This window comes from Streptomyces sp. NBC_00523, assembly GCF_036346615.1.
In the GTDB taxonomy this organism is placed as follows: domain Bacteria; phylum Actinomycetota; class Actinomycetes; order Streptomycetales; family Streptomycetaceae; genus Streptomyces.
Window position 1 is genome coordinate 5,827,836 of sequence record NZ_CP107836.1, and the last position, 14,454, is coordinate 5,842,289.

Sequence of the window (14,454 nt, forward strand, 5' to 3'; positions counted from 1 at the left end):
CCGCCAGGGGGCGGCGTCCTGTGCGCCCGGCGTCTACCGGAGGCCGTCAAGCTCTTCGAGGGCACGTACGCACGCGGCGGGCAGGGGGGCGCCCAGCACCCGGTAGGTGCCGTTGATGGCGATGTGGCTGACGGCGAGCCGGACACCGGGCCGGAGCATGACCCGTCGCAGCAGCCCGGGCGGGACGCGCAGGATGCGCCGGCCGCTGTCGCGCAGCCCGGACTCCTCACCCGGGCGAAGCGCTCGCCGGTGAGCCCGGACACCGCATGGGTCTGCACAAGACACCTCGTATGTGATCTGCACCGGAACCGTGCGGGAACCCGGCGGACAGCCGCTTCACTCGCGCCCGCTCACGAACTCCCGGTTCAACTCCGGTTCGTACGGTCCGGCGCGGACGCTTCGACGTCATCCCAGCAGAACCGCCGAGGCCATGAACCGATCTTTCAGCCATAGGCATAGGTTTCACCCCGTAGGGGGGAATTCTGTTCGATTCAGGGAGGCCCCCTCGACCCACGTCTCCAACCAGCCGATGCGACGACTGCTCCAGCGCGCCGGCTGGACCCGGTCGGCCTTCTCCGCGGCCTTGATGAGGGCGACCTCGAACTGTTCTACTTCCGCTGACCGTTCGGGTCGACCGCCGTGCGGGCCCGTCACAGCGCGGTGGCCGGCCAGACGGTTGCCGCCGCTGCCACGAGGAGGCCGATGTTGAGCCCGACGCGGCGGTCTCCGCCGCTCACGTGTACGGCGATCGCCCCGGCCTGGAGCAGGACGAAGCCGATGGCCGCGGCCATGGCCAGGGACGGCATGATGCCGGTCAGCGGCGGCAGGACCAGTCCGATGGCACCGAGTATCTCGACCGCGCCCAGCGCTCTTAGGGCGGGCAGGGGCACGCGGTCGACCCAGGCCATCATCGGGCGCAGCTGATCACGGCTGCGGACCGCTTTCAGCGTGCCCGAGTACAGGTAGAAGAGTGCGAGCAGGCCCGCGACGATCCAGTAGGCCGTGTTCATGGTTCTCGTTTCCGGGGCCACCGGTCAGCGGGGCCGCCCCATCGGTTGTTCCGGTGGTCGTCAGGTCCGTTGCGTGAAGCATTCAGGGACATGGGGCCGCGCTTCTTCGGCCATGGGTACAAGTGCACAGCCGGAGCTCCGTGCCTGTCCAAGACCCATCCTGCGGGGCCGATACCCGATGGGTATCGTTGCAGCGTGGAGCTACGAACCCTGAGCTATTTCGTGGCGGTCGCCGAGGAACTCCACTTCGGCCGGGCCTCCACCCGGCTGCATATGAGCCAGCCGCCGCTGAGCCGTGCGATCAAGCAGTTGGAGGCCGAGGTCGGCGCCCCCCTCCTCATCCGCTCGCCCGCCGGGGTCGCGCTGACACCGGTCGGCACGGTACTGCTCGACGAGGCGCGCGCCCTGCTCGACCACGCCGACCGCGTCCGGGTCCGGGTGAACGCCGCGACCGGGACCACGACCCTCACCGTCGGCATCCTGGGCGACGGCACCGACCCGGGAGCGTCCAGGCTCGCCGCCGCCTTCCGCCGGAAGCACCCGGGCATCGACATCCGCATCCGCGACACCGACCTGGCCGACCCCACGTGCGGGCTGCGCGCCGGGCTCGTCGATGTCGCGCTCACCCGGGCGCCGTTCGACGAGACGGCCCTGGCCGTGCGGACTCTGCGCAGCGATCCGGTCGGCGTGGTCCTGCGCGCCGACGATCCGCTCGCCGGGCGTACCCGGTTGCGGCCTGCCGAGCTGAGTGATCGGCGCTGGTTCCAGTTCCCGCCGGGCACCGATCCCGTCTGGCAGTCCTACTGGAACGGCGGCCGTCCGCGCGAGGGGCCGGTGGTACGCGCCGTCCAGGAGTGTCTTCAGGCCGTGTTGTGGAACGGCACGATCGGCCTGGCCCCTCTCGGTCACGACCTGCCGTCCGAACTGGCCGTGGTCCCGCTGGCGGACATGGCGCCGAGCCGCGTGGTGGTCGCGTGGAACGAGGGCGACGGCAACCCGTTGGTCCGGTCGTTCGTGGAGATGGCGACAGCCGCGTACGGGGGCTGAGGGCCGCCGCAGGTCCAAAGTCCCGGAGATGCCGCCGCACCCCGTCCGACCCGTGGCTCAGCGGGTCGGACGGGGTGCGGCGGCATCCTCGTATCAGATGTCCCGGAAGATCTCGATCTGCGCCCCCACCGAGTTCAGCCGCTCCGCGAGCTCCTCGTAACCGCGGTTGATCACGTACACGTTGCGCAGTACCGACGTGCCTTCCGCCGCCATCATGGCGAGGAGGACGACCACCGCGGGGCGCAGGGCCGGGGGGCACATCATTTCGGCGGCGCGCCAGCGGGTGGGGCCCTCGACCAGGACGCGGTGGGGGTCCAGGAGCTGGAGGCGGCCGCCGAGGCGGTTGAGGTCGGTGAGGTAGATGGCGCGGTTGTCGTAGACCCAGTCGTGGATCAGGGTCTGGCCGTGGGCCGAGGCCGCGATGGCCGCGAAGAAGGGGACGTTGTCGATGTTGAGGCCGGGGAACGGCATCGGGTGGATCTTGTCGATCGGCGCCTCCAGCTTGGAGGGGCGGACCGTCAGGTCCACCAGCCGGGTGCGGCCGTTGTCCGCCGCGTACTCCGCGGTGCGGTCGCAGTCGACGCCCATCTCCTCCAGGACCGCGAGCTCGATCTCCAGGAACTCGATGGGGACCCGGCGGATCGTCAGCTCGGACTCCGTGACGACGGCCGCGGCCAGCAGGCTCATCGCCTCGACCGGGTCCTCGGACGGCGAGTAGTCCACGTCCACGTCGATCTCGGGCACACCGTGCACCGTGAGGGTCGTCGTGCCGACGCCGTCCACGCGTACGCCCAGCGCCTCCAGGAAGAAGCACAGGTCCTGGACCATGTAGTTGGAGGAGGCGTTCCGGATGACCGTGGTGCCGTCGTGGCGGGCGGCGGCCAGCAGGGCGTTCTCGGTCACGGTGTCGCCGCGCTCGGTCAGCACGATCGGGCGGCCGGGCGTGACGGAGTGGTCCACCCGGGCGTGGTAGATCCCCTCGGTGGCGGCGATGTCCAGGCCGAAGCGGCGCAGCGCGATCATGTGCGGCTCGATCGTCCGCGTACCGAGGTCGCAGCCGCCCGCGTACGGCAGCTTGAACGCGTCCATGCGGTGCAGCAGCGGGCCGAGGAACATGATGATGGAGCGGGTGCGGCGGGCGGCGTCCGCGTCGATCGCGTCCATGTCCAGCCGGGCCGGCGGCACGATCTCCAGGTCGGTGCCGTCGTTGATCCAGCGGGCGCGCACGCCGATGGAGTTGAGCACTTCGAGGAGGCGGTAGACCTCCTCGATACGGGCCACGCGGCGCAGCACCGTACGGCCCTTGTTGAGCAGGGACGCGCACAGCAGCGCCACACAGGCGTTCTTGCTGGTCTTGACGTCGATCGCGCCGGAGAGCCGGCGCCCGCCGACCACGCGCAGATGCATGGGACCGGCGTAGCCGAGCGAGACGATCTCGCTGTCGAGTGCTTCACCGATACGGGCGATCATCTCAAGGCTGATGTTTTGATTGCCGCGCTCGATGCGGTTCACCGCGCTCTGGCTGGTGCCGAGCGCCTCGGCGAGCTGGCTCTGTGTCCAGCCCCGGTGCTGACGGGCGTCACGGATGAGCTTGCCGATACGTACGAGGTAGTCATCTGACATGCCGAAAGGCTATCTCAGATATGAGATTGCACTCGCGTGGGGGTGTGCCGTTCGGGTGAGAGTGGTGTGCCGGACGGGGCGGGGGAGTGAACGGCGGTGCCCGAAACTCCCTCGCGTCCGGGCCCCGCCCCTCATAGGGTCCCGCCCCATGGATTCCCGCGGCACGCACGTGCTCTCCGTGAACATCGGCCGTCCCCGCCCCAACCCCTGGAAGGGGATCAGCGCGACCGGCATCGACAAGCGGCCCGTCGACGGGCCGGTCGCGGTGACCGCCCCGGGACCCAAGGGCACCGGCGCCGTCGGTCTTGCCGGCGACCGCGTCTACGACGTGAAGCACCACGGCGGCACCGACCAGGCCGTCTACGCCTACGCGCGCGAGGACCTCGACGGCTGGGAGGCCGAGCTCGGCCGGCCGCTCGCCAACGGGATGTTCGGCGAGAACCTGACGACCCTCGGCGTGGACGTCAACGGCGCCCTGATCGGGGAGCGCTGGCGGATCGGGCCGGACGTCGTCCTGGAGGTGTCGTGCGCCCGGATACCGTGCGGGACCTTCCAGGGCTGGCTGGAGCGGGACGGCTGGATCAAGCGGTTCACCCGGGCGGCCGTGCCCGGCGCGTACCTCCGGGTGATCGAGCCCGGCGAGATCCGCTCCGGCGACCGCCTGGAGATCGTGCACCGGCCCGCGCACGACGTGACCGTCGCGCTGGAGTTCCGGGCCACCACCCTGGAACCGGACCTGCTGCCGCGCCTCCTCGCCGCCGACGCGCTGCCCGACGAGACGAAGGAGGCGGTCCGCCGCCGCACGGACGCCACGCGCCCCGATCGGGGCGCCCGGACATGACCCTTCCGCGGTCATGTACTAGAGTTATCTCGACATCGAGATATATGCCGAAGGCGCACAGCGGGCCACCCCCGGTAAGGGTTACCTAACTAAGCCTTACCTTAGCGGATGGCCCGGTGGTCCGAGGCGGCACCACGCGGCGCCCGCCGTGGTGAGGCGCGGCGCGGAGATACGCGCACATTGATGAAGGAGACTGTCGTGTCGGCGAACAGCTTCGACGCCCGCAGCACGCTGCGCGTGGGCGACGAGTCGTACGAGATCTTCAAGCTGGACAAGGTCGAGGGCTCCGCGCGCCTCCCTTACAGCCTGAAGGTGCTGCTGGAGAACCTGCTCCGCACGGAGGACGGCGCGAACATCACCGCCGACCACATCCGCGCGCTCGGCGGCTGGGACTCCCAGGCGCAGCCCAGCCAGGAGATCCAGTTCACGCCGGCCCGCGTGATCATGCAGGACTTCACCGGTGTGCCCTGCGTCGTGGACCTCGCGACCATGCGTGAGGCCGTCAAGGAGCTCGGCGGCGACCCGGAGCGCATCAACCCGCTCGCCCCGGCCGAGCTGGTCATCGACCACTCCGTCATCGCCGACAAGTTCGGTACGAAGGACGCCTTCGGCCAGAACGTCGAGCTGGAGTACGGCCGCAACAAGGAGCGCTACCAGTTCCTGCGCTGGGGCCAGACCGCGTTCAGCGAGTTCAAGGTCGTCCCGCCGGGCACCGGCATCGTCCACCAGGTCAACATCGAGCACCTGGCCCGTACGGTCATGGTCCGCAACGGCCAGGCGTACCCCGACACCCTCGTCGGCACCGACTCGCACACCACCATGGTCAACGGCCTCGGCGTGCTGGGCTGGGGCGTCGGTGGCATCGAGGCCGAGGCCGCGATGCTCGGCCAGCCGGTCTCCATGCTCATCCCGCGCGTCGTCGGCTTCAAGCTGACCGGCGAGCTCCCGGCCGGCACCACCGCCACCGACCTCGTGCTGACCATCACCGAGATGCTCCGCAAGCACGGCGTCGTCGGCAAGTTCGTGGAGTTCTACGGTGAGGGCGTGGCCGCCACCTCGCTCGCCAACCGCGCCACCATCGGCAACATGTCGCCGGAGTTCGGCTCCACCGCCGCGATCTTCCCGATCGACGAGGAGACCCTCAACTACCTGCGCCTGACCGGCCGCGACGCCCAGCAGGTCGCCCTGGTCGAGGCGTACGCCAAGGAGCAGGGCCTCTGGCTGGACCCGGCCGCCGAGCCGGACTTCTCCGAGAAGCTGGAGCTCGACCTCTCCACGGTCGTCCCCTCCATCGCCGGCCCGAAGCGCCCGCAGGACCGCATCGTCCTCGCCAACGCCAAGGCCCAGTTCGCCCAGGACGTCCGCAACTACGTGGACTGCGTGGACGAGGCGGGCAAGGAGTCCTTCCCGGCCTCCGACTCCCCGGCCATCGGCGCCGCCGGCCCGACGAACCCGGTGACCGTCACCGCCCCCGACGGCTCCACGTACGAGCTGGACCACGGCGCCGTCACCGTCGCCGCGATCACCTCCTGCACCAACACCTCGAACCCGTACGTCATGGTCGCCGCGGCGCTCGTGGCGAAGAAGGCGGTCGAGAAGGGCCTGACCCGCAAGCCGTGGGTCAAGACCACCCTCGCCCCGGGCTCGAAGGTCGTCACCGACTACTTCGACAAGGCGGGCCTGACCCCGTACCTCGACAAGGTCGGCTTCAACCTCGTCGGCTACGGCTGCACCACCTGCATCGGCAACTCCGGCCCGCTGCCGGAGGAGGTCTCCAAGGCGGTCAACGAGCACGACCTGGCCGTGACCTCGGTGCTCTCCGGCAACCGCAACTTCGAGGGCCGGATCAACCCCGACGTCAAGATGAACTACCTGGCGTCCCCGCCGCTGGTCGTCGCGTACGCCCTCGCCGGTTCGATGAAGGTGGACATCACCAAGGACGCGCTCGGCGTCGACCAGGACGGCAAGCCCGTCCACCTGGCCGACATCTGGCCCTCCGAGGCCGAGGTCAACGACGTCGTGGCGAACGCCATCGGCGAGGACATGTTCAACAAGTCCTACCAGGACGTCTTCGCGGGCGACGCCCAGTGGCAGGCGCTGTCCATCCCGACCGGCAACACCTTCGAGTGGGACTCCGAGTCCACCTACGTGCGCAAGCCCCCGTACTTCGAGGGCATGACCATGGAGACCTCGCCGGTCGAGGACATCACCGGCGCCCGGGTCCTCGCCAAGCTGGGCGACTCGGTCACCACCGACCACATCTCCCCGGCCGGTGCGATCAAGGCCGACACCCCGGCCGGTCAGTACCTCACGGAGCACGGCATCGAGCGCCGTGACTTCAACTCCTACGGCTCGCGCCGTGGCAACCACGAGGTCATGATCCGCGGCACGTTCGCCAACATCCGCCTGCGCAACCAGATCGCGCCGGGCACCGAGGGCGGCTTCACCCGCGACTTCACCCAGGCCGACGGCCCGGTGTCGTTCATCTACGACGCCTCGCAGAACTACCAGGCCGCCGGTACCCCGCTGGTCATCCTGGCCGGCAAGGAGTACGGCTCCGGCTCGTCCCGCGACTGGGCGGCCAAGGGCACCGCGCTCCTCGGCGTCAAGGCCGTCATCGCCGAGTCGTACGAGCGCATCCACCGCTCGAACCTCATCGGCATGGGCGTCCTGCCGCTCCAGTTCCCGGAGGGCCAGACCGCCGAGTCCCTGGGCCTCACCGGCGAGGAGACCTTCTCGGTCACCGGCGTCACGGAGCTGAACGACGGCACGACCCCGCGCACGGTCAAGGTCACCACCGACACCGGTGTGGAGTTCGACGGCGTCGTCCGCATCGACACCCCCGGTGAGGCGGACTACTACCGCAACGGCGGCATCCTGCAGTACGTGCTCCGCAGCCTGATCCGCAAGTAACCGGACCGGCTCCAGTACGGCGAGAGGGCCGCATCCCCGGCGACGGGGGTGCGGCCCTCTCTGTCTCTCACAGCCTGATCAGAACAGGAACTTGTAGCTGTCCCAGCCGCTCGTGCCGATCTGCTTCTTGGCCTTGTACGGGGCCGAGGCGTTGCCGGTGCCGCTGTACAGGTACAGCTCGCCGCCCTTGCGGGCGATCAGGTCGGTCTTGCCGTCCTGGTCGATGTCACCCGTGGAGATCAGGCGGTTGTACTGGTTCCAGCCGCTGCCGATCTGGGTGCGCTTGGCGAACGGCGCGTTCTGGTTGCCGGTGCCCTTGTACAGCCACAGGACGCCCGACTTGTCGCGCGCGACGACGTCGTTCTTGCCGTCGCCGTTGAGGTCGCCGTTGCCGGCGATCTCGCTGTAGATGTTCCAGCCGTAACCGGCCTTGATGCGCTTGGTGACCTTGCCGTTGCCGTAGCCGAGGTAGACGTAGAGGTCGCCCTTGGTGTCGACGGCGAGGATGTCACCGGCCGCGGCTCCACCGATCTGGCCGGGGGAGACGAGCTTGCTGTAGGTGTTGTAGCCGTAGCCGACCTTGACGGCCGACGAGTCGAACGGCAGCCAGCCCAGGTCGCCGTTGCTCTCACGGAACCAGAGGCCGTCGCTGTCACCGTCGTTCTGGTGGTCGACCTGCATCATCGCGGTGACGCCGGTCCAGCCCTGGCCGTACTGCTTGCGGGCGGTGAGGCCACCCTTGCCGTTCGGGCCGTACGCGTACGCGATGCCCGCGGAGTTGACCGCGTAGAGCGAGAAGTGCGGGTTGGCGGCGGCGGCCGCGGCGGCCGGGGCCGCTGCCGGCTGGTCGGCCGAGGCGCCGAGCGAAGGCTGCGGGGCGTCGGCGGCCACGGCGGAGGTGCCAGTGGCGACGAGGGCGGCGGTGAGCGCCGCGGCTGCCGCGCGAGCGGCGGTGCGCATGTGGTGCCGGCCAGTGGTTTTGGCCACAAGTACTCCATGGATCGTGAAGTGGGAGCGGCCCGCCGCACGTTGGCGACGGGCCACCGATTCACGGAAATCGTGTCACGATTTCGTTCGTGAAACCTTCACGTTTCGTCATGAGTGTGTAACCACTGTGACGGTGACCGGTCTCAGAAGAAGAGGCGGTACGTGTTCCAGCCCGAGGTGCCGATGAGGGCCTTCGGCTTGTACGGGGCGGCCGCGTTGCCGGTGCCCGCGTACAGGTACAGCTCACCCTTGGCGTTGCGGGCGACCAGGTCGGTCCGGCCGTCCATGTTCAGGTCACCGGCGGCGAAGAGGGTGTTGTACTGGTTCCAGCCGCTGCCGATCTTGGTGCGCTTGGCGTACGGGGCCTTCTGGTCGCCCGTGCCCTTGTACAGCCAGAGGACGCCCGACTTGTCGCGCGCGACGAGGTCGCCCTTGCCGTCGCCGTCCAGGTCGCCGTTGCCCGCGATCTGGCTGTAGATGTCCCAGCCGTAGCCGACCTTCAGGCGCTTGGTGACCGTACCGTCGCCGTAGCCCAGGTACAGGTAGAGGTCGCCCTTGTTGTCGCGGGCGAGCAGGTCGCCGCCCTCGCCGCCGCCGAACTGGCCGACGGAGACGACGGTGTTGTAGGTGTCCCAGCCGTAACCGATCTTCTTGGCCGGGGAGTTGCCCTCGTAGTAGTAGATGTTGCCCGAGGTGCCGAGCTGCCAGCGGCCGTCCGCCAGGTTGTCCGCGTCGTTGTCCACCAGGCCGACGAACGCGAGGTTCGTCATGCCGGTCTCGAACTGGACGCGCGCGGAGAGGGTGCCGTCGCCCTGCGGCACGTAGGTGTACGCGTTGCCGGAGCCGTCGAGGCCGTAGAGGCCGAACATGGGCGCGTCGCCGACCTCGGCGGCGGAGGCGGAGGCGGCGGCAGCGCCGGTGACGACCAGGGCCGCGGTTATCGCAGCGGCGGCGAGCCGACGGCCAGAGATCTTGGCCACGTGTGTTCTCCATGGGTGGTGGGACGAGGCGTGACGCGCCGCGGGATACGGGGACACGCCACGGAATTGAGGGTGATCCTTTCACGACTCCCTCACGTCTCCAAGGGTTTGTCGAAATGAGGCCAACGCATCGTCTTCGCCCCGGTATGCGGACACCGCGAGGGCCGCGGCCGCCCTTTGTTCGCGGCGGCATGCGTACACCGGTGCATGCCGGGCATGCGGAAGTCAGCTTCCCGAAGCCAGTCGGACAGCGGTAGAAGAGGAGTTGTCGTGTCATTTCTCTGGGCCATCATCGCGGGACTCATCATCGGCCTGCTGGCCAAGCTGGTCGTCCCCGGCCGTCAGCCCATCCCCCTGTGGCTGACCGTCCTGCTCGGTATCGTCGGCGGCCTCGCCGGCAACGCCCTCGCCAGCGCCTTCGGTGTGCGTGACACCGGGGGCATCGACTGGATCCGCCACATCTTCCAGATCGGTGTGGCCGCCGTGCTCATCGCCTTCATCAGCCCGATGTGGGCCCGACGACGCGCCTGACCGGGCCGCCCGTACGACGACGAACGCCCTGTCCACCGCCGCGTGCGGTGGACAGGGCGTTCGTCGTGCCGGTCAGCCCCGGTGCGCCGCGATCAGCGCCTGATACCAGCGGTAGCTGTCCTTCGGGGTGCGCTCCAGGGTGTCGTAGTCGACCCGGACGATACCGAACCGCTTCGCGTACCCGAGCGCCCACTCGAAGTTGTCCAGCAGCGACCACACGTAGTAGCCCCGCACATCCACGCCCGCGTCCATCGCCGACCGCAGCGCCGCCAGATGCGTCCGCAGGTACTCCACCCGGTCCGCGTCCCGCACCGCACCGTCCGGCTCCACGGTGTCGTGCTCCGCCGAACCGTTCTCCGTGATGTGCACCGGCGGCAGCGCGTCCCCGTAGGTGTCCTTCAGCGCGGTCAGCAGATCGGTGAAGGACTCCGGCACGACCGGCCAGCCCATCGCCGTCCGCCGCACGTCCGGGTACTGCCCCTCGGCGTACCGGTTGTCCGTGGCGACCCGCAGCGCGGGGTCCGGCTCGCGGTGCGGGGCGTCGGCCACCACGATCGGTCGGTAGTAGTTGATGCCCAGGAAGTCCAGGGGCTGGGAGATCAGGTCGAGGTCGCCCTCGCGCCGGAAGTCCTGGCCGGTGATCAGCTCGCCCCAGGTGTCCTCCTCGGTGGCCGGGTAGCGGGCCGCGAGGATCGGCTCCGTCCACACCAGGTTGTGCTGGGTGTCCGCGCGGACCACCGCGGCCCGGTCGGCGTCCGTCGGGGCGGCCGGGACGTTGCGGTCCAGGTTCAGCGTGATGCCCGCCTCGCGGACCCCCGCGGCCCGCAGCGCCTTCATCGCCAGGCCGTGGCCGACGAGCAGGTGGTGGGCGGCGGCCAGGGCGCCGCGCCCCTCCTTGGCGCCGGGCGCGTGCCGCCCCACGGAGTAGCCGAGGAAGGCGCTGCACCACGGCTCGTTGAGGGTGATCCAGCGCGGCACCCGGTCGGCCAGGTGCTCCGCCACGACCGCGGTGTACTCGCCGAACCGCTCGGCCGTCTCCCGTATCCGCCAGCCGCCCCGGTCCTCCAGGGCCTGCGGCAGGTCCCAGTGGTAGAGGGTGGCGGCCGGCTCGATGCCCGCCTCCAGGAGCTCGTCCACCAGCCGGGAGTAGAAGTCGAGGCCCTTCGGGTTCACCGCGCCGGAGCCCTCCGGCAGGATGCGCGACCAGGCGATCGAGAAGCGGTACGAACCGACACCCAGCTCCCGCAGCAGCGCCACGTCCTCCCGGTAGCGGTGGTAGTGGTCGCACGCCACGTCACCCGTGTCTCCGCCGTCCGTCCTCCCGGGCGTGTGGCTGTAGGTGTCCCAGATGGACGGGCCGCGCCCGTCCTCCCGGACGGCCCCCTCGATCTGGTACGAGGCCGTGGCCGCGCCGAAGACGAAGTCGGGCGGGAAGACCGGGAACTTATCCATGGATACCCCTATTTGACCGAGCCACCGGTGATCCCGGCGGCGATGTACTTCTGCGACAGGACGAGCAGCACCGCCGCCGGCACCGCGGACAGCACGGAAGCGGCCATCACCGAGCCCCAGTCGCCGACATGGGCGCCGATGTACTGGTAGATGCCCAGCGTGATCGGCTTCACGTCGTCCGTGGTGTTCAGCGTCAGCGCGAACATGAAGTCGCTCCACGCGTACAGGAACGAGAACAGCCCGGCCGTGATCAGCGAGTTGCGGCTCATCGGCAGCACGACCCGCACGAACGTCCGGAAGCGCCCGGCCCCGTCGACCTCGGCCGCCTCGATGACCTCGCGCGGGATCGCCACCATGAACGACCGCATCAGCACGATCGCGAACGGTATGCCGAGCGAGGCGTCGGCCAGCATCAGACCGGCGTACGAGTTGACCAGGCCGAGATCCACGTACGCGCTGTACAGGGCGTTGGCGATGACGATGCCCGGCACCATCTGGGTGATCAGCGTGCCGAAGACGATCGTCCGGGTGCCGCGCAGCCTGAACTGCGCCAGCCCGTACGCGGCGGGCGCCGAGACCGCCAGGCAGATGACGACCGCGCCGAGCGCCACCGCGAGCGAGGTCAGCAGATTGCCGCCCTGGTCGGTGAGCGCCGAGCGGAAGCCCGACAGGTCCAGGCCGTGCGGGACGGGGTCGACCTCCAGCAGCCCGGACTCGGGCTGGAGCGCGGTGTTCACCATCCAGTACAGCGGGAACAGCATCACGCACAGCACCAGGACGCCGAAGACGGTGGCGCCCCAGCGCCGCTTCGGACGGCCGGTGGACCGCGTGGACGCGGCGGGGGTACGCACGGTGCTCGCCATGCCGGTCACTTCCCCTCGTTGCGGTTGGCCCGCAGGTAGAACACCGCGAAGACGGCGGAGATCAGGATCAGGATGTTGCCGACCACGGCACCCGCTCCGAAGTCCAGCTGGACGAAGGAGTTCTGGTACGTGAGGGTGCCCAGGGTCTGCGTGGAGTCGGCGGGTCCGCCGTCCGTGAGCGCCAGGATCAGGTCGAGGATCTTCACCGTCGACATGAAGCCGAGCACCAGGACCACGGTGATCACCGGCCGCAGCATCGGCAGCGTGATCGAGCGGAACGTCCGCCAGGCGGAGGCGCCGTCCAGCGAGGCGGCCTCGTACAGCTCCTTGGGGACCTCCTGGAGTCCGCCGTAGAGGATCACCATGTTGAACGGGATGCCGATCCAGATGTTCACCAGGATCACCGAGATCAGCGCCATGCTCGTGCTGGTCAGCCAGGGGGTGTCGCCGCCGAGGCCGAGGGTGCCGAGGAACGAGTTGAGGACGCCGGTGTCCTGGTCGAGGATGCGCCGCCAGACGACGCCCGAGACGACCATCGGGACCAGCCACGGCAGCAGGATGAGCGACCGCAGCACGCCGTTCAGCGGGAAGCGGCGGTTGAAGAAGACGGCGAGGCCGAGGCCGACGCAGAACTGCCCGATCAGCGAGCCGATCGTGAACAGGACGGTGTGCACCAGGGCCTTGCCGAAGAGCTCGTCGTTGAAGACCTTGCTCCAGTTGTCCGTTCCGTTGAACGGGGACTCGCCCGTGAAGAAGGTGGACGGCGCGTAGTCCTGGAAGCTCATCACGATGTTCCGGACGAGCGGGTAGCCGAAGAACAGCGCCATGAAGATCACGGCGGGGGCGATGAAGCCCCACTGGGCGAGCCGCCTGCGGCGCCGGACGCGGGCGGGGTTCGGCGGCTTCGCGGTCTTCGCGGTCACGAGCGCCGGGGCAGCGGTGGTGGTCGACATGGTTCGGATACCTCAGTTCCCGCTCGTCGCGCGCTTCTGGGCGCGGGTGAGGGCGGCCTCGCTCGACTCGCCGGTCAGGGCGGACTGGAACGCGCTCTGGAGCGCGAGGGAGACGGACGACCACCGCGCGCCGAGCTTGGCGGTACGCGAACGGGCCGTGGCGACCTGGTCGGCCAGGGCGTCGAGCTCCGGGACCTTCGTGCGCCACTCGGCGGCGGCCTTCTCGTTGGCCGGGACCATCCAGCTGTTCAGCGCGTAGGTGATCTGCTCCTGCTCGCCGGACATGCAGCCGATGATCTTCGCGGCCGTCTTCTCGCGCTTCTCGTCACCGGTGTTGGGCACGGTCAGTACGCCGCCGCCCAGCGGGCCCACCGAGTCGTCGCCGGCCTTCGGGACCGGGATCTCGGCGATGCCCCAGTTCAGCCCCTTCTTGGAATTCAGGGTCTCCACCTGCCAGGGGCCGTTGATCATCATGGCCGCGTTGCCCGCCATGAACTGGTCGTTCACGTCGGCCTGGGTCCAGTTGACCGTGGACTTGGAGAGCGAGCCGTCCTTGAGGAGGCTCTTCCAGTAGTCCAGCGCCCCGGCCACCTCGGGGCTGTCGAGCTTCGTCTCGTCGCCGCCGTTGGACCACATGAAGGGCGTGAACTGGAAGACGCCGTCCTCCGCGCCGCCCGCGCTGAGCGCCAGTCCGTACCGCTTGCCCCGCGTGAGCTTCTTCGCGGTCTCGCGCATCCCGTCCCAGGTGGTGGGGACCTTCAGGCCGGCCTTGTCGAGGGTGTCCTTGTTGTAGAAGAGCGCCAGCGTGTTCACCGTGCGGGCGGCTCCGTAGTACGTGCCCTCGTACGAGCCGAAGTTCACGATCCCCTCGGGGATGTCCTTCGTGGTCAGCCCCAGGTCCTTCAGCGGGATCAGCCCGCCCGCGTCGGCGAACGTCGGCATCTCGGAGGCGTCCAGCTGGAGCACGTCGGGCAGCGACTTCGAGGACGCCATCCGCAGCGCCTTGGTCATCACCTGCGAGGCCGGGACGCTCTGCTGCTCGATGGTCACCCCCAGCCGCTTGCCGCACCGGGCCAGCGTCTCGGCGTCCCAGCGGTGGTACGACTCGTCGGTCGAGGAGTTCAGGACGGTGTAGACGTCCGGGTCCCGCTGCTGGCCGCAGCCCGACAGGACCGCACCGCCGATCAGCGCGGAGACGACGGTGAGCGGGACGGCGACCCGTGGGGTGAAGCGGTTCGACATTCAGCTGCCTCT

13 protein-coding genes are annotated in these 14,454 nt (G+C 69.4%); 4 read left to right on the forward strand and 9 right to left on the reverse strand.

The window, feature by feature from the left end:
* Positions 1–33: 33 nt before the first annotated feature.
* On the reverse strand, positions 34–159 hold the full coding sequence (locus OHS17_RS26465; protein ID WP_330314152.1) for a hypothetical protein: 126 nt from the start codon (positions 157–159) through the stop codon (positions 34–36).
* Between the two features lie 491 nt (positions 160–650).
* A complete protein-coding gene (locus OHS17_RS26470; protein ID WP_330314153.1) occupies positions 651–1,010 on the reverse strand; it encodes a DoxX family protein in 360 nt (119 codons plus the stop codon).
* A 210-nt stretch (positions 1,011–1,220) separates the two neighbouring features.
* Here OHS17_RS26470 and OHS17_RS26475 point away from each other — a divergent pair, with 210 nt between their 5' ends.
* Complete coding sequence (locus OHS17_RS26475; protein WP_330315361.1) at positions 1,221–2,057, forward strand: LysR family transcriptional regulator; 837 nt, start codon at positions 1,221–1,223, stop codon at positions 2,055–2,057.
* Positions 2,058–2,150: 93 nt separating this feature from the next.
* On the opposite strand, the gene OHS17_RS26480 is transcribed toward OHS17_RS26475, so the two are convergent.
* Positions 2,151–3,680, reverse strand: a complete 1,530-nt coding sequence (locus OHS17_RS26480; protein WP_018100749.1) for a helix-turn-helix domain-containing protein — start codon at positions 3,678–3,680, stop codon at positions 2,151–2,153.
* A 148-nt stretch (positions 3,681–3,828) separates the two neighbouring features.
* On the opposite strand from OHS17_RS26480, the gene OHS17_RS26485 reads away from it, so the two are divergent.
* Positions 3,829–4,521 carry an MOSC domain-containing protein gene (locus OHS17_RS26485; RefSeq protein ID WP_330314154.1) on the forward strand — a complete coding sequence of 231 codons (693 nt, stop codon included), beginning with the start codon at positions 3,829–3,831 and terminating at the stop codon, positions 4,519–4,521.
* Between the two features lie 198 nt (positions 4,522–4,719).
* Positions 4,720–7,434 (forward strand): aconitate hydratase AcnA, encoded by a 2,715-nt coding sequence (acnA, locus tag OHS17_RS26490; protein ID WP_330314155.1) that lies wholly within the window; start codon positions 4,720–4,722, stop codon positions 7,432–7,434.
* 78 nt (positions 7,435–7,512) lie between these two features.
* Here the strand turns inward: acnA and OHS17_RS26495 are convergent, their stop codons facing one another.
* Complete coding sequence (locus OHS17_RS26495) at positions 7,513–8,394, reverse strand: FG-GAP repeat domain-containing protein (RefSeq protein WP_330315362.1); 882 nt, start codon at positions 8,392–8,394, stop codon at positions 7,513–7,515.
* A gap of 170 nt (positions 8,395–8,564) precedes the next feature.
* Positions 8,565–9,401, reverse strand: a complete 837-nt coding sequence (locus OHS17_RS26500; RefSeq protein ID WP_330314156.1) for an FG-GAP-like repeat-containing protein — start codon at positions 9,399–9,401, stop codon at positions 8,565–8,567.
* Between the two features lie 270 nt (positions 9,402–9,671).
* On the opposite strand from OHS17_RS26500, the gene OHS17_RS26505 reads away from it, so the two are divergent.
* Complete coding sequence (locus tag OHS17_RS26505) at positions 9,672–9,932, forward strand: GlsB/YeaQ/YmgE family stress response membrane protein (RefSeq protein WP_018100744.1); 261 nt, start codon at positions 9,672–9,674, stop codon at positions 9,930–9,932.
* A 72-nt stretch (positions 9,933–10,004) separates the two neighbouring features.
* On the opposite strand, the gene OHS17_RS26510 is transcribed toward OHS17_RS26505, so the two are convergent.
* From OHS17_RS26510 to OHS17_RS26525, 4 genes are read right to left on the reverse strand one after another with little or no spacing between them, the layout of a single operon-like run.
* Positions 10,005–11,384, reverse strand: a complete 1,380-nt coding sequence (locus OHS17_RS26510; RefSeq protein ID WP_330314157.1) for a GH1 family beta-glucosidase — start codon at positions 11,382–11,384, stop codon at positions 10,005–10,007.
* An 8-nt stretch (positions 11,385–11,392) separates the two neighbouring features.
* Positions 11,393–12,247, reverse strand: coding sequence for a carbohydrate ABC transporter permease (locus tag OHS17_RS26515; RefSeq protein ID WP_265539856.1), 855 nt, complete (start codon positions 12,245–12,247; stop codon positions 11,393–11,395).
* Between the two features lie 5 nt (positions 12,248–12,252).
* Positions 12,253–13,200 carry a carbohydrate ABC transporter permease gene (locus OHS17_RS26520; protein ID WP_330314158.1) on the reverse strand — a complete coding sequence of 316 codons (948 nt, stop codon included), beginning with the start codon at positions 13,198–13,200 and terminating at the stop codon, positions 12,253–12,255.
* 12 nt (positions 13,201–13,212) lie between these two features.
* Positions 13,213–14,442: an ABC transporter substrate-binding protein gene (locus tag OHS17_RS26525; RefSeq protein WP_330314159.1), complete on the reverse strand. Its 1,230-nt coding sequence runs from the start codon at positions 14,440–14,442 to the stop codon at positions 13,213–13,215.
* Between the last annotated feature and the right edge of the window lie 12 nt (positions 14,443–14,454).